19 protein-coding genes are annotated in these 18566 nt (G+C 40.7%); 4 read left to right on the top strand and 15 right to left on the bottom strand.

The features are described 5' to 3' along the window. Positions 1 to 59: 59 nt before the first annotated feature. The gene (locus DLM76_RS20990) at positions 60 to 443 is read left to right on the top strand and encodes a nuclear transport factor 2 family protein (RefSeq protein WP_241548332.1); all 384 of its coding nucleotides are present in this window, start codon (positions 60 to 62) and stop codon (positions 441 to 443) included. A gap of 7 nt (positions 444 to 450) precedes the next feature. On the opposite strand, the gene DLM76_RS20995 is transcribed toward DLM76_RS20990, so the two are convergent. The 6 genes from DLM76_RS20995 to DLM76_RS21020 all read right to left on the bottom strand — a co-directional run bounded on the left by DLM76_RS20995 (position 451) and on the right by DLM76_RS21020 (position 8107). After that, positions 451 to 1449 carry a response regulator gene (locus tag DLM76_RS20995; RefSeq protein WP_118957960.1) on the bottom strand — a complete coding sequence of 333 codons (999 nt, stop codon included), beginning with the start codon at positions 1447 to 1449 and terminating at the stop codon, positions 451 to 453. Then, positions 1450 to 4434, bottom strand: a complete 2985-nt coding sequence (locus tag DLM76_RS21000; protein WP_118966504.1) for an MHYT domain-containing protein — start codon at positions 4432 to 4434, stop codon at positions 1450 to 1452. It abuts the gene before it with no gap. 416 nt (positions 4435 to 4850) lie between these two features. Beyond that, positions 4851 to 5039 (bottom strand): hypothetical protein, encoded by a 189-nt coding sequence (locus tag DLM76_RS21500; RefSeq protein WP_147455817.1) that lies wholly within the window; start codon positions 5037 to 5039, stop codon positions 4851 to 4853. Positions 5040 to 5797: 758 nt separating this feature from the next. Continuing rightward, on the bottom strand, positions 5798 to 6721 hold the full coding sequence (locus DLM76_RS21010; protein WP_118966485.1) for an LIC10906 family membrane protein: 924 nt from the start codon (positions 6719 to 6721) through the stop codon (positions 5798 to 5800). A 16-nt stretch (positions 6722 to 6737) separates the two neighbouring features. Then, on the bottom strand, positions 6738 to 7379 hold the full coding sequence (locus DLM76_RS21015) for an LBL_2463 family protein (RefSeq protein WP_118966486.1): 642 nt from the start codon (positions 7377 to 7379) through the stop codon (positions 6738 to 6740). 326 nt (positions 7380 to 7705) lie between these two features. Next, a complete protein-coding gene (locus DLM76_RS21020; RefSeq protein ID WP_118966487.1) occupies positions 7706 to 8107 on the bottom strand; it encodes a transcriptional regulator in 402 nt (133 codons plus the stop codon). A gap of 220 nt (positions 8108 to 8327) precedes the next feature. Between DLM76_RS21020 and DLM76_RS21025 the strand changes: the two genes are divergently transcribed. After that, the gene (locus tag DLM76_RS21025; RefSeq protein WP_118966488.1) at positions 8328 to 9239 is read left to right on the top strand and encodes an LIC10906 family membrane protein; all 912 of its coding nucleotides are present in this window, start codon (positions 8328 to 8330) and stop codon (positions 9237 to 9239) included. Here DLM76_RS21025 and DLM76_RS21030 read toward each other — a convergent pair. After that, positions 9232 to 9681 carry an XRE family transcriptional regulator gene (locus tag DLM76_RS21030; RefSeq protein WP_118966489.1) on the bottom strand — a complete coding sequence of 150 codons (450 nt, stop codon included), beginning with the start codon at positions 9679 to 9681 and terminating at the stop codon, positions 9232 to 9234. The genes DLM76_RS21025 and DLM76_RS21030 overlap by 8 nt on opposite strands. Positions 9682 to 9944: 263 nt before the next feature. On the opposite strand from DLM76_RS21030, the gene DLM76_RS22205 reads away from it, so the two are divergent. Beyond that, positions 9945 to 10283: an LIC_10907 family protein gene (locus DLM76_RS22205; protein WP_118966490.1), complete on the top strand. Its 339-nt coding sequence runs from the start codon at positions 9945 to 9947 to the stop codon at positions 10281 to 10283. Between the two features lie 67 nt (positions 10284 to 10350). Here DLM76_RS22205 and DLM76_RS21040 read toward each other — a convergent pair whose 3' ends face one another. Further along, the gene (locus tag DLM76_RS21040) at positions 10351 to 11268 is read right to left on the bottom strand and encodes an NAD(P)/FAD-dependent oxidoreductase (protein ID WP_118966491.1); all 918 of its coding nucleotides are present in this window, start codon (positions 11266 to 11268) and stop codon (positions 10351 to 10353) included. 167 nt (positions 11269 to 11435) lie between these two features. Between DLM76_RS21040 and DLM76_RS21045 the strand changes: the two genes are divergently transcribed. Then, positions 11436 to 12353, top strand: a complete 918-nt coding sequence (locus tag DLM76_RS21045) for a LysR family transcriptional regulator (RefSeq protein WP_118966492.1) — start codon at positions 11436 to 11438, stop codon at positions 12351 to 12353. Between the two features lie 86 nt (positions 12354 to 12439). Here the strand turns inward: DLM76_RS21045 and DLM76_RS21050 are convergent, their stop codons facing one another. The 7 genes from DLM76_RS21050 to DLM76_RS21080 all read right to left on the bottom strand — a co-directional run. Continuing rightward, the gene (locus DLM76_RS21050) at positions 12440 to 13009 is read right to left on the bottom strand and encodes a heme-binding beta-barrel domain-containing protein (protein WP_118966493.1); all 570 of its coding nucleotides are present in this window, start codon (positions 13007 to 13009) and stop codon (positions 12440 to 12442) included. Positions 13010 to 13979: 970 nt separating this feature from the next. Beyond that, on the bottom strand, positions 13980 to 14186 hold the full coding sequence (locus tag DLM76_RS22210) for an iron-sulfur cluster assembly protein (RefSeq protein WP_429946442.1): 207 nt from the start codon (positions 14184 to 14186) through the stop codon (positions 13980 to 13982). A 204-nt stretch (positions 14187 to 14390) separates the two neighbouring features. Continuing rightward, a complete protein-coding gene (locus DLM76_RS21060; RefSeq protein ID WP_147455818.1) occupies positions 14391 to 14861 on the bottom strand; it encodes a hypothetical protein in 471 nt (156 codons plus the stop codon). Between the two features lie 104 nt (positions 14862 to 14965). Next, complete coding sequence (locus DLM76_RS21065; protein WP_118966496.1) at positions 14966 to 15523, bottom strand: Ig domain-containing protein; 558 nt, start codon at positions 15521 to 15523, stop codon at positions 14966 to 14968. Positions 15524 to 15836: 313 nt separating this feature from the next. Beyond that, on the bottom strand, positions 15837 to 16046 hold the full coding sequence (locus DLM76_RS21070) for a hypothetical protein (RefSeq protein ID WP_118966497.1): 210 nt from the start codon (positions 16044 to 16046) through the stop codon (positions 15837 to 15839). 178 nt (positions 16047 to 16224) lie between these two features. After that, on the bottom strand, positions 16225 to 16812 hold the full coding sequence (locus tag DLM76_RS21075) for a hypothetical protein (protein WP_147455819.1): 588 nt from the start codon (positions 16810 to 16812) through the stop codon (positions 16225 to 16227). 86 nt (positions 16813 to 16898) lie between these two features. Next, a partial coding sequence (locus tag DLM76_RS21080) for a polymorphic toxin-type HINT domain-containing protein (RefSeq protein ID WP_241548333.1) occupies positions 16899 to 18566 on the bottom strand: 1668 nt, incomplete at its 5' end.

Here is an 18566-nt window from a genome sequence, read left to right on the forward strand (position 1 = left end):
ATCACAAAGAACGGTCCGTCGAACGCGGATCGTTCTTTGTTTCATGAGGGAAGTCGCGTATGAATTTGGAAGAAGCAAAGAATTTCTGTGTTCGCTGGTTGTCCGCTTGGACCGGCAATCGGCCGGAACATCTTCTCACTTTTTATGCAGACGACGCGTTTTATTCCGATCCGACCGCAAAGAAAGGATTCCAAGGTCACGGAAAACTTCTTCCCTACTTTAAGATTTTACTTCGGAATAATCCGAACTGGGTTTGGACTCACGAAGAAATCATTCCGAACGAGAAAGGATTCGTTTTAAAATGGAAAGCGGTGATTCCCGTTCGGGATACGGAAGTGATCGAATACGGAATGGACATCGTGGAAGTGGAAAACGAAAAGATCACACGCAACGAAGTGTATTTCGACACGAGAAAGTTGATGGAAACGATTCAGAATCGCTGAAAGAAAGTTACGATCCTTCCGCCCAGCGTTCTCTTACTTCGAGAAGTTTCGGCATCACTTCCAAAAAGATCGGAATCAAACTCGGATCAAAGTGTTTGCCGGATTCTTTTTGGATGTAATCGATCGCTTCCGAAATTTCCCAAGCTTTCTTATACGGTCTTTGCGTCGTGAGCGCGTCGAAAACGTCGGCTAACGCGACGATACGAGCTTCGATCGGAATCGCTTCTCCCTTTAATCCGCTCGGATATCCGGAGCCGTCCCATTTTTCATGATGATTCAATGCGATCGTCTTTGCCAATTGCAACAATCTGGAATCGTGATCTCCGATGATCTCGGCTCCGATGGTGGGATGTTTTTTCATCACTTCCCATTCTTCCGGATCGAGCTTTCCTTGTTTTTGTAATATATTATCCGGAATTCCGATCTTTCCGATATCGTGCATCGGAGAAGCGTGCAGCAGGTCCTCCGCGCAATCGGGAGAAAAGCCCGCAGCCAACCCGATGATGCGGGAATAATGACTCATACGAATTACGTGAAGACCCGTTTCATTGTCCTTGTATTCGGCGGCGAGTCCGAGTCTTTGAATGATTTGCAAACGCGTTTCCCGAAGCTCTTCGGTTCGAACCAAGGAAAGATGCGTTTTGACTCTCGCCTTTACGATCGCGGGACTGATCGGTTTCGTGATATAATCCACCGCGCCCGAATCGAACCCGTCCGCTTCGTCCTCTTCGTCCGCCATCGCGGTTACGAAGATGATGGGAATTCTAGAAGTGGAAGGTTCGGCTCTGAGAATTCTACAGGTTTCATGACCTGTCATGCCGGGCATCATCACATCCAGAAGAATGATGTTCGGCTTTTCGGATTTGGCGAGTTCGATCCCTTTGTAACCGTCCTTCGCAAAATACAACCGATAATCCGCGCTCAGGATCTGTTTCAACACCTGAAGATTCGCCGCTTCGTCGTCTATGATCAGAATTTTGGCCTGTGAATTCGTAACTATGCTCATTTAACTTTCAATTCCCGGAATATTCAAAAAAGATGAAAATTCAAATAACCTCGACCGCGCCTCTTCGAATTCGAACTGATTGACGTTGGAAAGGAATCTTTCGATCCACTCCTCCTCCACTTTTCCGGTGATCAAGGTCAACAGTTCGTTGATATGCGATTCTTCGATCGTTCCTCTTTGAAACGCGTTTAGAATTTCCGGGAACAGAATTTTGATTCTTTCCTTATCGGATTCGCTGGGCGAGATCAACGCGGAAACTTTCGTTTCTTTCTTGGAACCGGAAACCCCGTTCAGCTGAAGAACCGAAGCGAGTTCGCTTAACAATTCGGGGAGATCGATCGGCTTTGCGACGAACCCGTCCATCCCCGCCTCTTTCGCCGCGTCCCGATCCTCCTGAAACACGCTCGCGGTCAAAGCGATGATCGGAGTTCTTTTTACGTTCTCCTGCATTTCATGAAAGCGGATGATTCTTGCGGTTTCCAAACCGTCGATCCCCGGCATTTGGACGTCCATAAAGATCACGTCGAAGGTTTCTTCCGAGTATTTGCGGACCGCGTCCTCTCCTCTATAAACGACGGAAACGGTATGACCTTCTTTCGTTAAAAGAAGTTTGAGGAGTTCCGTGTTCTTTTCCATGTCGTCCACGACGAGAATCTTGAGTTTCGGATATTGATAATCGAACAGCTTTTCCTTGTGCGAATCGATCCTCGTATTGGGAACCAAAGGAAGCCGAACGTGGAATACGCTTCCTTTTCCGAACTCGCTTTCCACCCAGATCTCGCCCTTCATCAGATCCGTTAATTGTTTACAAATCGTCGTTCCCAATCCGGTCCCGCCGTAACGTCTCGTGGTCGAAATGTCCGCTTGCGTAAACGGATCGAAGATCTTATCCAGTCTGTCGGCCCGGATTCCGATTCCGGTATCCTTTACGGAAAAATGTATATAAGAATCCTCTAAATCGATTCGGAAAACGACCTTGCCTATATCGGTGAACTTGATTGCGTTCCCGATCAGGTTGGTGAGAATCTGACGGATTCTCAAGGAATCTCCGATGAAAAATTCGTTCAGATTCGGATCGCGGATCACTTCGAACTCGAGATTCTTCTTGCGCGCGTTTAAACCGAAGATGGATTTCAATTCGCTTATCAATTTAAAAAGAGAGAACGTGTTGTTTTCCAGTTCCACCGCGCCTTTTTCGAGTTTGGCGGTGTTGAGAATGTCGTTTAACAAACGCAACAGGGATTTGGCGGAGCCTTTGATGATTTCAAGATGACTGACTTGATCCTTCTTCAATTCTCCCGAAAGAAGGACTTCCGTAAAGCCGATGATCGAATTCATAGGAGTTCTGATCTCATGACTCATGTTGGCGAGAAAGGAAGTTTTCGTAAGCGCGGCGAGTTCCGCTTTTTCCATGGATCTTCGTAGTTCTTCCTCCATGTTTCTTCGTTCGGTGATGTCCAAAATCACGCCGTCTAAAAAGAGGACTTCCCCGTTGCCTCCGAAGATGGCGCTGCCGTGGCCCCAGCACCATTTGACGTTTCCGTTTTTATCGAGGATACGGTATTCTAAAACGAAGGCCTTTTTCTTTTCGACCGCTTCCTGCACGATCTCGCCGATGCGTTCGCGGTCTTCCGGAACGATCAAATCGACGAAGTATCGTTTCGGATTCGGTTCCATAAAATCGCTGACCGGATAACCGGTTAACGTTTCCACCGCTTCGCTCAAAAAGACGATGGTCCATTTATCGTTCAATAAACAACGATACGTGACGCCTGGAATGTTTTCGATGAGGGAACGTTTTTGAAGTTCGCTTTGTTTCAGAGCGGTCTCGATCATCTTCTGTTCGCTGATGTCCGTGACGAAGCAGACGAGAATATCCTCGTTCGGAAGTTTCGCATAACCTACCGCGAGACGGATCGGGAAACGTCCACCGCTCTTTGTGAACCCGAAAGACTCCTGCCCCGTGCCGATGAATTTTCCGAGAAGTCGCTTATCAATCCAGTCTTCCTCTTTGTTTCCGAGCGCTTCCGGAATGAGAAGCTGGATGTTCTTACCGATCACTTCTTCGCTTTGGTAACCGAAGATCTTTTCGGCGGAATTGTTGAAATCGAGAATGCGGCCTTCCCTGTTGAGAGTAAACACTCCGTCGACAGCGGTCGTAACGATCGCTCTCATTCGGGTTTCGCTCGTGCGGAGGTTGTTGACCAGTTTTCTATAACGAATGAACGCATTTACAGCAAACGTAAACGCGGTGAACGTAATCGTAGTGATTGAAACGGCCAACGCCAAAAAAGTAGGATTGGAAGATCCGGTGGTAAAAGAAGCGTCCGGAGTTCCGATGAATCGCGCAGCGAACATTCCCGTATAATGCATACCGGAAATCGCAAGCCCCATCACGGAACCAGCGAACAACGTGGTAACATTTCGGCTTAATTTTAAATTGGATAAACCGAAACGGACCCAAAGGGAAAGAATCGCGAGAATCACCGCGACTAAGATTGAAAGTGAGAAGAACACTGGATCGTAACGCAGTAAAACATCGGTTCTCATCGCGGCCATTCCGGTATAATGCATGGCGCCGATACCCGAACCTACCAACACGCCGCCGACAACCAATTCCACCCAGTGAATCTTGGGACGCGCCACATACGCAAGAGCGATCATAGAAGCGACGAAACTCGGAATCATCGAAACGATGGTAAGAGTTTTGTCATACGAAACGGTCGTACAAAGTTGAAAGGATAGCATCCCGATAAAATGCATCGCCCAAACTCCGCAACCGAGCGCGAGGCTTCCGGCAAAAAGAATCAGAAACTTACTTCCTTTGCTCGAAGACTCGGGGCCGATTTGACCGACCATCTGAAGCGCGATAGAGGATGAAAAAATCGAAACAAGAACGGAAAGAACGATCAGCGCCGGATCGTAGGAACTGGGAAGGAAGGGAGCGGATTTATCGAATAGAAAAAAATTCTGAATCAATGTCATAAACGAATCGAATATCCCAAAAATAAAAACCTGCAAAACTTCGACCAAACCGATCGATTCCGAAGTTTTTTCAGCGTCCGGCTACTTTTTCAAATTTTGGGTCCCGAAAATCCGTTCGGACCTCAGGGGATTCGCTTATTTTTTATAGTTTAATAAGCCCTATTATTTAAGCAATAGAAAATATCTTTCAATCTTCTTCTTATAATTTAGGAAATCGAGTTGGAAATTTGAAAGCGGGCCCCTCCGATTAGCGGGAGGGGTTCTGTTGAACTCAGCGCCTCTCCCGATGGATCAAGCCAAAGTAGTCAAGAAATTGCAATTCGATCGATCCTTGATCGGATTGCAATTTCTAAATTTTATCGAGACGAGAACGATTCTCCCCATAACCCGACAAAGACACCAATCCTAATGACAAGTTACTTAAGATATCTTTCGAAAATGGAAGTCACTCTTCTCATTTGTGTCTGATGACTTGTTTCGGAACTTTCCTGAAGCGTCAAATGATATTGTAAAATTGCGCTTACTACTTCGGCCCTGCTTTTTCGAAGCTGTAAACGATAATCCAAAGGGTCCAAAAGAAAATGAAGTCCAAGTACTGGTTTCAAAGTTATCCTGATAAGAAGAGGAAGTTTTCTCTTTGCCGTAATTAAGCCTAACGCAGATAGATAACCTTTAAAGATACCGAAAAAAGGAAGAATATAAACAAACAAAACCGAAATTACCAAGCCTGTAACGGTCCCGATTGCAAAAAGCGCCGAACGAACTCGGACTGCACCTGAGGAACGAAGAATGGTTTTAAACATCAGTAAAATCGAAGCTGCAGAATATACAATTGCGTATATTATTAAAATATGATAGGCGAACAAGGGTCTATAAGTGGATGTTTCATAATTCTTCATTTCTATCATATTCAGAAACAAACAAGAAAGTAACAAATACGACAAAATACAAAAATCGAATAATCTTCGATATAACGAAAGGGTTGAATCATTAATTATGAATTCGGTAAGGCGATTTATAAGGAACGGGACGAAAAATACTGGAACTAAAGTCCGGTTTGGTGCAATAGGATGAAGCCCCATAGGTATAAGATAACGAGAAGAGGATATTAGCACCTAAAGACTCGAAGTAACAGAAAGCATTAAATAATAGATTTCTATATTTTTATGCTTATCATGCGTCCATCGGAATACATGAATACCTAAAAATTGAATAATTAAAAAGCAAAACACACCAACAATAAATATTTTATCCATATCTTCGCTGCTTTCAGCTAGATATAAAAGCACTAATAAAGACTAAATTCTGCAACAGAAACAACCGCACCCAATTTGTTTTGATCTAAAAAATACTACAATTAAACTCACTTCATGTATCGCTCAATAAACGAGGTAATTCTTCGAATCTGTGTACGATACTTCATATTGGAGTCTTTTAAAAGGGCCATATGATATTGCATTATATAATTTACGACCTCTACTCGACTATTACGCAACTGTAAACGATAGTCCAAAGGATCAAGAATTGAATGAAGAACCAAAACTGGTCGAAAAGAAATTCTACTCAACAACGGGATTTCCCTTTTAGCAAGGAAACGACTACGCAAAATTATTGCTCTAGTTTCAAATGCATCATACTGCAAAATAGCTATAGCCCAAAAGAAAACCCAGCCCAAAATCCCCAAAGAAGACAAATAACCTTTAAAAATTCCGAAATGAGGCAAAATATAAACGAACAAAATAGTGATTAGGAATCCAAGTAAAGTTCCGAGTATTAGGAGCGAGGAACGCACTCTTACTATTCCTTTCGACCGAATGGCTTCACGAAACATCCAATAAATCGAAACCCCGACGTAAAAAAAGGAATACGCAATGAGAAGATGATATGCAAATAGAGGTCGAAAAACTGAAACATCTTGTTGATCCACCTCAATCAAATTCGATGATACACCTGCAACAATCAAATAACCTAAAAAGAGAAATTCCAAGATTTGAAATTGTTTAGATTTGAGATAATCTTTTACTAACAAACACTGAGTAAGCTCTTTAAGCAAAAAAGGCACCGGAACAACAGAGGTTAAAATCCAATTTGGTACCGCTCCAATCAGGTCAACTGGTATGAGATTTCGAATTCCGGAACCGAAAAGCCATAGAGCCAATGCGATAGTTAGCGCTAAAAAATTCGGTTTAATTTTTGGATGCCCTTTCTCACCTACGCGAAAAACATAAACTCCTAAAAATAAAACGGCAAACGAGCAGAAAAAACTCGCATAATGAATAACATCCATAATTTTTCCTTAAATTTTATGTTATTTTTGATGCAATTTTTTGTAAACTCGCTTTAGGAATCTCAATTATGTTTAATTTCACAGGCTCATTGTTAAGCAAAGAACCGGGAAAAAAAACTAACTTATCAAAATTTTTGGAAAGTTCGACACCTGCCGTCGTATAAATCCGCACAATGGCTCTCATGGTCGGATCGTAGAATCCATATACCTTCTTATAATTTTTCCGTATGCAGTGTCGCGCAACCATGATGAAATTTTTTCGAGCTGCCTTCCAGCCTGAATAAGAGTTTATGAACGCTACATTATTCCAATCTGCCACGTTCTCTTCGACGACAGCGTAACGCATTAAAGGTGCGCTGCCTTCGATTACGGCCATCTCAATAGGAATATAATTATTCGGTTTTTTTTCCACAACCCGCATCGCGGAAAGTATTTTTCCGGTAACATCCGAAACGTAAAACCACGTCGACCAGGGATCTAAATCTACTGTAGTATATGCAGATTTATTGTACCCGTAAGCCATAAATACGGAACGGATAAACTCTTTTACTTTGATTAACTCGTAGGGATTTTCCAATCCGACAATTGTATGTTCGAAGAGGTTAGGTTTTACATTTCGGGGATTGCTTTGCGATCTTTCTAAAATTTGTTGTGACATAATAATTTGATTATGTCATATAAAGCAAAATGGTTCCAGAATTTTTTTAAAAAATTATCTCGAGATTCATTTAATTTAAAACTCAAATCAATTCCGAGTCTGATATTTCCTGCAAAAAATACGGTCCGACCTTCCCTTTCTCAAAAAGGTCGAACCAAAATACACACATCGCTCGATCTACGATAAGTTAACTAATTTCATAATTGACCAGTTGTGATGTTTATTTAATTTAAATATCACAAATACGAGTAATAAAAAAGAGAACGTGAAATTTAGTCAAGAAAGAAAGTTATTTGTGGAAAAGAGGACATTACAAAATTCCAAATTTATGAATTCAACTGAGAATCTTCTTTTACGTAACCTAGAACGAATTTTCGAACGATTTCGAAATCCTTCTTCGGCAATTTCGACAAAATTTCGATCAGTTCTTTTAGATTTTGATTCGAGGCAATTTTTTTTAGGAGAGAAGAATCTATATCAAAAGCTTCTGGCTTTGAATAAGAATTGGAGCGGGAAATTTTTTCAGGCAACTCACCTTTCAAAACCCATTCCCTTTTGAAGCCGTGAACCATCTCTATGGTAATCGCCGCGTCCTCTGGAATCGGAAATCTTCCACTTAACCAGCCGCTAATCGTTTGCTTCGATTTGCCAATGGTTAGTCCGAAATCCGTCTGGTTGCCTTTAAATTGTGAAAGGATTATTTTAAGTCTTTTTTTCTGGTCTTTCAAAATTTGTCCGATAATAATACTTTTTAATTGACAGAAGTATTATAATAATACCATGGTTTTGCCTGAAGAAATCGTTTAAATTTTAAAAAAATAGTAAAGACTGGCAGAAAAGCAACACAAAAGATATACAAAAATCAAATAGACGTGCGCTCCCCCTCTCCAAACGAAATTAACAAGCTAAAATAACGCAAGAGAATTAACAAAATATCAGGTAACGATAGTGAATTTGAATATACTTATACCGGGAATAGCGGGATTGATCCATTTAGTTTTTGGGATTTATGTTTTTAGATTGAATCGGCAAAGGAGACAAACGACACAAAAATTTTTTCTGTATTTGAATCTTTTACTCGCGGCATGGCTGTTCACACAGGCATTTAGGAACTTACTACCCATCGAATATCGAAATTTGGCCCTCAACATTACGTTTTTGCCAATTGCTTATGCTACCTTTGTACTTTATTCGCTTTGCAAAAAAATCGAACACCCTCAAAAAAGAATTCCAATTTGGTCCTCCATCTTTGGTTTTTTAGGCCTTTCCTATATAACATCCATTTGTCTTTCCCAAAGGATGGGAACTCTTAAAGATCCTTATAATTTTATCTTCGATTTCAACTTACACTATCATCTCATGGTGGTTTATCTAGTATTTTGGATGATCATGGCAATCTATGCTATAGCACGAAAAATGATCGTTCAACGGGGTGATTTTAAAGTAAGACTTTTTTTGGTAATGCTCGGAGCTTTGCTTGCACTTCCGATCACCATGCTTTTTGTTTACTTCCTCCCGCTCCTTGGACTTTATAAACCTTACCTTTCTTCCCTAGGGTTAATCTTAGCGTCCATCTTTTGGGCGGTCGGAATTTTACACTATGATGCGTTTGAGATTAAATCCAGCCTCATAAGAGGTCAGGACATTCCACTGATCAACAAAGCAGCGTCAAAGGGCTTTATAAAACTTTTGGAAAAATTGGATCCGATTCGATTTCTTCAAAAACGTACTAAAGAAAAGGCAGAAATCACCAAAGAAATTTTGATTCAAGATTATAATCTGGCTACTGGAAGCGGGGAACTATCCGTAGAAAAAAGAGCGGAGATTCTTTCGAAAAAATTTGGGAAATACTTTAAATAGCTTTCGATCCGTCTTTTGAAATTGCACGCATCATTTGATAAACGAGATTTCTCATTTCAGGAGAGACATCATTGAAAAACGAAATGAATATATCCTCCACTTTATCATTGGAGATCTTGTTCCATAGGAAATCTCGCTTTTTCATCTTTTTGACGGTCTCTGAACTACCTTCACCCGAGGTAATCACTTCCGGATAGCCCTCACCCTTAATCAACCAAAGACCCGATATTCTGTGAACCGATTCAATTTCCGCGGCTAATTTATCCAACAGTGGGCGTTTATCATTGCAAATATAGCTAATATAATTTTGTGATTTACCAACAGAGATGGCAAAGTCTTCGTCGTTCATTGCAAGGATATTCTTGATTGCGTAACGAAGACGTTTCCCCGGGCTAGAGAAATCAACATTTTCTATAGGTATTGTGATAATTTTATTTGACATACATCACAAACATGCAAATACTTATTTTTATGTCCTTTTACATACGATTGTGGAGAATTGTGGCTCTATCGCCTATAAATTACAATCTTAAAATAAAACTTCATAGCGGAAAAATCCTTTTTAATTGCATTGCATATCGATCATTTATTGGTAAGCCAAATAGAAAACTTGGCAATCCGGGATTACTGAACCTCAAACTATGAAATGTAAACGAAAATTCACAACCACAAAAAACTTTTGAAAACTGTCCGGAGTCGGTCCTATTGAAATGGTTTGATGATCAAGATCCTGAATATTCTTTGAAATCCTTAAGTTCCTTGCGCAATAAGATCGGAATCGCGTTCGAGTACAAACTGCAGAAAGAAAAGATACCAAAGCAGCTTCGAATCGAAATTTTCATTCGAAGACTAATTCTTAAAAAAAGAATGTTACAAAGACGATATGATTGGACTCGAAAAGAATTAAAAGTTACCTTTTCCGAAAAAGTAAAATTACAGACGAGGCTAGATGAAGACAAGTTTCTTCTCGACTTAGCACTAAATGAGATCAAAAGAATTCGGAGTGAATTAGATTCGTTTAATCATTCTCCTAAAAGAAATTAGATAATCATACATAGTTTATTCCGATCGGATTTGTTTTTACGTTTAACTAAACAATGATTTCGAAATCCTATTTCGCGGAAAAAACTTCTCCTAATAACTCCGAGACGATACCGGCCCCAGCCATCGAACCGGAAGCGGCGGCCAATATAACGGAATGACCCATCGTAACATTGTCTCCGCAGGCAAAGACCCCGTCCACTGTAGTTGCACCTCTTTCGTTTACTTTGTAAAAACCGAACTGAGTTTTTTCGCAACCGAGCTCTTCTCCGATTTGTGACTTGAGTTTGAACGGTAAGAGCGGTTGAAAGAACGCGACTTCTCGTTCAACGACTTGACCGCTTGCGAGCGAAATTCCTTTGAGTTGTTCGCCTTCATGCACGAAGCCGACGATCGGATACTCAATTAACCGTATGCTTCTTCTGTTTAAAAGTTCTTTTTGTTCCTCGCTGAACACCGCCTTTCCATTCGTAAGCAAGATCAGATCGGAAGCCAAGTCGTTTATCAAAGATACCATGTGAAACGTCATTTCGGAATTAGAGATCAGAGCGATTCGAGAACCGCGAATTTCGAATCCATGACAATACGGACAATGAAAAATCGATTTTCCCCAAAGCTCTTTAAAACCCGGAAGAAGCAAAGGACGATCTTCTACACCATAAGCGAGGACTACTTTTTTAAAAGAAGCCCGATCTCCCGAAGAAAATTTTGCGGTAAAGCCGGAAGCGGATTTCTCTACGGACAGAACCGAACCTTCAAAGAAAGAAATCGTCTTATATTTTTCTAAATCCTTTTTCACCAGCCTTCTCCACTCCGCAGGATGAATTCCATCGCGTGTTGGAAAATTATTCAAATGAGAAGAAGGCGCGTTTCTAGGACGATTGTCGTCGCACACCAAAGCCGTTCGACTCATACGGCCCAAAGACAAGGCAGCGCTCAAACCCGCAGGTCCGCCACCGATGATCAATACCTCAGAATCCAACTTCATACACTGTTCTCCTTGAGAAGAAACGTTTTCACGCTTACTTCTACGAATCTAATTAAAAAATCGAAAGGCTTCTGAAGATGTAAAGAAGAATGCGCAAAATATTCCATTTTTTTGATATTATTCCGAATTTAGTTGATTAATTGATACCTATATAGTATCAATGTACTATGGACCTGTCGAAACTAAAGTCGTTTATCGTCGTCGCCGAAGAATTGAACTTCCGAAAAAGCGCCGAAATACTGGGAATGTCGCAACCACCCCTGACTCGATTGATCTCTTCTTTAGAAGAAGAGCTTTCCACGAAGCTGTTCGAACGCACGACGCGGCAAGTTCACCTGACGGGTGCGGGCATTTATCTTTTGAAAGAAGGAAAGGAAATCATCGCACGCGCGGAAAATCTCGAACGAGAAGTGCGCTCTATCGGCAAACTCAAGGCCGGGAATTTAAACATCGGATTCTCAACAACTTCCTTCTTAGCGAACCTGCCGCAGATCATCGGAGAATTTCAAAACCGGTTTCCCAAACTAAAATTTGAGCTCCATCAAGAAACGAGAATTCGGATTCTAAAAGGATTACGATCGGGTCAATTCGACGTTTGTTTTATGGAAGGAAGCGTCATCGAAGAAGGATTGGAAAGTCATTCCGTTCACGACGAAGGACTCGGAGTCTTAGTACCGAAAAAACACTCCCTCGCAAAACGAAAAGAAATCGAACTTCGAGAATTAAAAGACGAAACGATTATTCTACATCCTAAAAAAGAAGCGGGAAAATTCTACGATACGATCTCTCAACTTTTCAAACAAAGCGGCATCAAACCGAAGATCTATGTAAAAAACGATCGAGAAAGTTGTCCCATCTTAGTCGCGACTGGCAAAGGAGTTTCTCTTACCGTATTAGGCGCTCAGAATATCGCGCCTACGGAAACTCAATTCGTTCCGATCAAGAGGTTGTATCTGCCGGTTTCCGTCTTTTGGTCCCCCGAAAACAAGAACCCTTTGCTGAGAACGTTTTTAAGTTTTGTAATCGAAAGTGATTCCTTTAAAAATAAAAAAGCGGAGTGTTTGATGGACGTAATGAGGCTATAGATACGGATTCAAATGAGGAATTCTTTACTTCATAGAATATTCAGAATCGCAAAAGACTGCCAAAGATCGGAAACCGCGGACATTCCTCAACGATTTTCAACAACACGGATCAGCGAATTTTCATCCGTGTGAGGAAAAATTTTATCATAAATTTGAATCTTTAATTCTTGGGAATAAAAAAGATGATCGCCTCGAATGATAAGAATATTCTTAAATTCTAAAGCTTTTGCGTTAGAAGCCATAAACGGAGGTTGAATAATTCCCCAATCCACGCTCCCCTCTTTTGCCTTGACTTCAAGATGAATCGGATCTCCTGCCTCAACGTAACTTCCACCCGCAACGACACAAGTTCCTCTCGGAATGACAAAAGAATGAAACACGATCCCGGTTTTCGCTTCCCACATCCAATATCCCGTTTGATCGTGAATAATGTTATTGGTCGACTTATCGGTCACCAACTGCCTGTAAAAGAGTCCGGACAAAATCTGTGATTGCGCATTCGTCGTTAAGCCGATCGGCTCGTAAGTGACCGTTTCGTAATATTGTTTAACACCTTTTCCGATCTTTTGCGGAGAGATATCAAGCCCCTTATCTCCTTCCCATCGTCCGATCAAGTGAGCCAATGGACCGTATATTTCGCTATCTTCGATTACCAACTGTCTTTTTTTCCTCTATCTTTTTTAAGAATTCCAGTGAAATGTTAGACTGCTTATGATAAGAATCAGCTGCATTTTAAGTAAGCTCATTTTAATATTCTAGCCGATCGACTTAGTCTATACCTACTACTCAACTAATCTGAATAGAATGCAATCGATTCCTCGAATTCTACACCTGTTTCGATCTTCAATCTTTCATTCTTTCTCTGTCCACAAAGAGAAGGAAATCAAGAATTTGCAAATATATTGGGAATTGTTATTTTTGAAATTTAATAAAAATTACATATTATATAATTATGTATTTAATATTGATTCTTTAGGAAGGAAAACGAAGATAAATACGACTTCCTCAAAGGATTTAAAAACAAAAAAGCCCAATCTCCTTTCGAAAGATTGGGCTTCGCCATTTTGTAATGGCTATTTTACAAACTTTTGTTAGCCACCGCAGGTAATACCAGATAGTGCATTCCCTGTAAATTGAGCTTGGCAAAAAGGATTACCTCTAAATCCACTCGTCGTGACTGTGTTCGAACAAAATGAAGTAAATATCGAATTATCCATTACTTGAACGCTAAATCGACCAGATACTTGTTGCGAGAATGCGCGGACGTCCCTGGCGGTATACTCGCAATTGACTGTAGCGCAGTGCCTGAGCAATCCGAACCAGAATAAAGACGAAAAACAACGTTATTACAAAGAGCACAAGGGTTAGATCCAACATTTATGGTCTTTGGAACCGAATCCACAATCAATATCTGCATAATCGCTTCTGGGGTCGTATCTTTTTTTTCATCGCAACTCGTTAAACGAAGCTCCGAAAGACAAAAATGCGACCACCAAACAGATCGCATTAACATTCTTTTTCTTTAAATAACTCACAAATTTTACTCCTTATTTATTGTTAATAATAAATTCCTAATTTATCCTTTAAATCGTCTCCAGCCATCAAGTCAAAACTCCATCTCGGAAATCATACGATTTGAGTTTTAACTTCTTGAAGTCCGTTTATCAAAAGAATTCGATTTCTAATTTCATCCTTCAAATATTTTCCAAACGGCGAGGCGAGAGAAGCAAGAGGAACCTCGATTTTAGCAAAAGACCTATCCACTTGAATATTATACACCAAGCCTAAGTCGACTAACGACATTTTGATTTTAGGCTCCATCACGTGTCTCAACTCTTCGTAAATCTATCGTTCTTTCGGATTAAATAAATCCATAACGAGTCTCTTCCTTATACTAAAAATCGCTTCTAATCTAAGCTCCAAGCCAAAATAACTTCATCACATTTTCCTAAATTTAGAGCTCGCCTATGACAAACCCCGCTGAAGAAATATTAGTTTTTGAATTAGGTTCATTCTAATCTTTCTCCTTTGTTAAACTCAATTGGAATTCTGAACTATCTCTACAACTGCCAAATCTTTTGCTTTTTCTTCATTACTTGGAAGGGATTCAAACAATATTAAATGTTTCGCATTGACGCCTTTCGGAAAAAGGTAGTGATATTTTCTTAAAACCGTTTCGCCAGGAGGAATATCGACAACTTCACCGGCTAAATAGCCGAAACTATTTTTGAACTTGCCCGCAAAGTCTTCAAATATATCGCAACAATAATCGATAAACATTGGAGCAGTCAAACTTTTATCATCCTTAACAGCAACGGAAGCTCCAGGTCGAAACTTTATATTTTCAGAGGAAAGATTGGAAATCAAGACTTCGACAACGAAAAAATCCTGCGAGGGATCTTTCGGCTTACTCCGCATCCTTCCAAAATAGTAAGTATCTCTTCTATCAGTTTTGACAATCTTTACTTGGACTCTTTTATCTTCAAACGAAGGCTTCTTGTCTTTCAACTGACTTATTGTACAGTTTGCAAGAGCCGAAAAGCATAAGAGGAAAAATAAGAATTTTAAATATTTACACATCTTGACATCGTCCCAAAAATTTTTCAGAAATTTCAATATCCACAGTCCGATGCCGCAGCACAGCTGCTATAGCAAAATGCTGAATTCGTACAACTGTATGGCTTGGACGGATCATTACAACCTCCACCTGCTCCTACGTTGCTACAAGTCAAAGCACCAGCCGCATATATCGTAATGGTTCGAGTCCCGCTTACGGACTTAGAAATTCCGTTAGCCGTCACGGTTGCTGAAAAGGAAATCGTGTGCGGACCACCTTGAGCCGTCGGCGTTCCATTTATTCTGCCGATAGATGAGTCAAACGTCAATCCATTCGGTAAAATTGAATTCACTTTAAAATCGCTGAATTGACAGTTCTTTTTACTCAATGATGCAGTTTCGTATGTTGAGCCATTCGTCGTAAACTCTATTCCAAAAGGATACACTGCACTGCCTACTTGACCGTCAGAAGCCTTACCTGAAATCATAGTTATATTGGTAGGACAATATTGGGCTGACTGAGCCCTGTTCAAACTCATCAGCAATGAGAAAATCGTGTCATTGTCTGTGTTTTCTTTTTTGTCCTCACATGCTAATGAAAACAACAGCAGCATTCCGAAAATAACCGATACACTTGTTTTTTAGATTCATTCCTTACCTTTAATTTTTATAATATTCAGTTTTCATTCTTTTTACGCAGCTTCATCACTACAATCAACTCATAAGGCACAGCCACCGCAAGAATAGCTGGTTTTTCGTTTTTTTTACCTCTTAACTTTGTTTGAAATGAGTTTTAGATTACGGATTCAAATCTTCCTGTGGAGTTTAGCCGCTTTCTTGTTCAACTATTATTTTGTAAAACAAAATGTCTTTGAGCTAAGAATGTTTAAATCACACCCGATCTTTCGCTTGTCGTCATACATCTTCTTACTTCGGAAGATACGGCAGGATTCCCCGAATCCGCTCCAATGCCTCAGGCAACATCTGAACCTTTACAAGACTTTCCTTCTCCGGATCAAAGTAAACGCAACTTACTTTCGGACTCCAAGCTAAGTCTACATACATCTGTTGACCCGTCGCTTTGTTTCTAACAGCTTCGCCTAATTCGAAGCCTTGTTCAGTTCCATTCTCTTTCATACAAGCTTTCTTTCAACCTTTGAAATCCCTTTATTCCACCGCCTTCGGCTCCGTATCAAACTTGTCTTTGTCCAAAGCAAAAAGTGGAGAATACATCACATTTATCTAAATGCCGAGGTCGCTTAACATGAATTAAACTTAACAAATGTTAGCTTTCGGACTAAGACGCCAGGACACGCTACGGGTTCAAATCTTCCTGCGGTGGCGTTCCGCCTTGTTCTTGAAACTCAAGATAAGCCTCTGCCTCTGCTAAGCAGTTAACAATATGTTCGATATTATAAGGACGACCTTTCATTCTCGTACCCAATCCTCTTCCATTCGAAAAATTTCCAGAACGTTGATCAATAGCGTTTTGATCTTTGATCCTGTTAATATCAAAAGACAAATATAGACTCTGATTCCCATCGTCTAAATACTTTTTTAAATAGAGAGTTTTTCCGTCTTTCGAAACTCTGTATACCTGGTCTTCTTTTCGGTATTCAAACGGCAGATAAATGGAACCTTCAATTTTTGATTTCTCAACATCGACAGCCGTTCCATCTTTCAATAACTTAACATCCGTCTTCAATCCATCATATGCAAATTGTACTGTTTTCCTTGTGTCATCAATCTCAATACAAAAAGAAGCCTGGTATTTCCTTTTCGGTCTTTTCAAAAAAACCATCAAGTCATTGGAAACTTCTGTTCCCATAGCCAAACTGAATACTTCTTTTCCTTGGGATCTCAATTTCTCAAATTGAATCTCAGCTTGACTTTTGTTTTCCACTGGACCCCCCTTCGAGTCCCTACAATTAAACAGTAAAATCAAAATACTGAATATTAATATTCTCAACTTCATTAGTTTCCTCGCTTTCAAAGATATACTTTATGTATTTTACTTTTTATATCATTCAAATATTGATAAATTGTCTTTTTTTGCACATTTCCATTCGTGTGATCCGAAATCTTAACATCATAAGTTCCATCTGCGTTCTTCACAACAATCCCTGTTAAGTAATGGTTCGCGCCAACATTTGCATCATTGTCCACGTAAAATTGAACTACTGAACCTTCTTTAATCTTTCCACTATTCACACCGCTTTGAACGAAATCTTTGATCGCTCCTTCTGTCAATGGCGCACTGAGATCTTGAACATTTGGTGCAGGTAACGTAACACCTCTTTCACTCGAACCGGGATTGATTCCACCTCGATCGTAGACCAAAGAAACGCTGGAAGGTCGTGGAACACCCATCGCGTCATGGACTGGATAAGGCTTGTCGGTTGCACTCACATCCCCCTGCCTAAATTTCGTCATCGCATATTCTGCAAAGCTTCCCTCAAACGAACCGTTCATCACTCCTTGCACAAAGTTCGAATACATACGGCAAACCGGACTCCCGAACGAGTTTGCAATCTCGGACGAATCCTTTCCACTGAAAATAAACGCCTTCATTTCGTTAAATAGCTGTTCCCCGCCAGGACCGTGAGCTGCCGGATCGTATGTAAAGCCTTCCCCGTTTGCCCCATACTTCGCCTTCATATATTCGATTGTTGCCATCATCTGTAGCTTGAGTCCGCTGTTAGCACCCGATTGTGTCGTATGAACCACATCTGTTAACTTGTTGTAAAGTGCTGTTCTCGCGGCCAAGCGCTCACTTTCAGATAGACTACTCATTGCTCGAACCGATTGCGTTTCAAACGCTCTTTCAGTTGTTTCTTTGTATCTATTCACGTTATCAGCGGAAAACAATTTTCCATCTTTAATAATCTCCGCTTTCGTGATGTATTTTGTTTTCCCATCCGAATCCTTGTAGGCAAACTTGTGGTTGTCAGGTAAGGCAGCCATGGCTTCAGCAGCAGCTAATCTCTTGTTTTCCAAGATTCCATTGTCTACCGGAATCTCCTTCAATCCAAGTTTGTTTAATAGTTTGTCAAAGAGACTCGGACTTTCGGAGGACGATACGAACAGTTTGTTCAATATTGTTGGATCAGCTTTTTCTAATGTAAAGCGATTCGAATCAAAGAGCCCTGTCTCGGAATTGTAATTCGCGTTGTGAACCAGAATCGCATCCTCAGTGACAAAGTAAGTATGAGCATCCTCTACTTTTAAGTTGTAAACGGTTTCTTCTCTCTCCTCAACACCAATCGATGTAATCGAAAGTGTCTTCTCGTCGGAAAGGATCGATCTGTCTCCCACTCGCAAATCTTTCACTTCGATCCAACCCTTCCCTTCAATCTGGAATGGATGACTCGCTGTCGTCTCTACGATTCTTCCGTTTTCATACGTTAGTTTGTAGATTGTCTCTGTTTGCCGAACATACGTCTTGAGAACTCGGTTGTATTCCGTTCCTTCACTCTCTTCGTTGTAGGAAAGAACCAGATCTCCAGCTCTTACTTGTTCAATTGGAACTAAGCCGCTCTTCGTATGAACCAACGTCCCCGCAACAAAACACTGCTGGAAGACCAAATTCCCATTCGAATCCACATACGCAAATTCACCAAACGCGTTACCAGCCAGGTTGTTTAGATAAATATTTGC

The sequence above is a fragment of the Leptospira yasudae genome (assembly GCF_003545925.1).
Classification (GTDB): Bacteria; Spirochaetota; Leptospiria; order Leptospirales; family Leptospiraceae; genus Leptospira; species Leptospira yasudae.

Coding starts and splice junctions, on each gene's coding strand:
- DLM76_RS21070 (WP_118966497.1), bottom strand. CDS start 16,046: ATGAAAGAGAATGGAACTGAACAAGGCTTCGAATTAGGCGAAGCTGTT.
- DLM76_RS21030 (WP_118966489.1), bottom strand. CDS start 9,681: ATGTCAAATAAAATTATCACAATACCTATAGAAAATGTTGATTTCTCT.
- DLM76_RS21045 (WP_118966492.1), top strand. CDS start 11,436: ATGGACCTGTCGAAACTAAAGTCGTTTATCGTCGTCGCCGAAGAATTG.
- DLM76_RS21010 (WP_118966485.1), bottom strand. CDS start 6,721: ATGGATGTTATTCATTATGCGAGTTTTTTCTGCTCGTTTGCCGTTTTA.
- DLM76_RS21065 (WP_118966496.1), bottom strand. CDS start 15,523: ATGCTGCTGTTGTTTTCATTAGCATGTGAGGACAAAAAAGAAAACACA.
- DLM76_RS21040 (WP_118966491.1), bottom strand. CDS start 11,268: ATGAAGTTGGATTCTGAGGTATTGATCATCGGTGGCGGACCTGCGGGT.
- DLM76_RS21000 (WP_118966504.1), bottom strand. CDS start 4,434: ATGACATTGATTCAGAATTTTTTTCTATTCGATAAATCCGCTCCCTTC.
- DLM76_RS21015 (WP_118966486.1), bottom strand. CDS start 7,379: ATGTCACAACAAATTTTAGAAAGATCGCAAAGCAATCCCCGAAATGTA.
- DLM76_RS20995 (WP_118957960.1), bottom strand. CDS start 1,449: ATGAGCATAGTTACGAATTCACAGGCCAAAATTCTGATCATAGACGAC.
- DLM76_RS20990 (WP_241548332.1), top strand. CDS start 60: ATGAATTTGGAAGAAGCAAAGAATTTCTGTGTTCGCTGGTTGTCCGCT.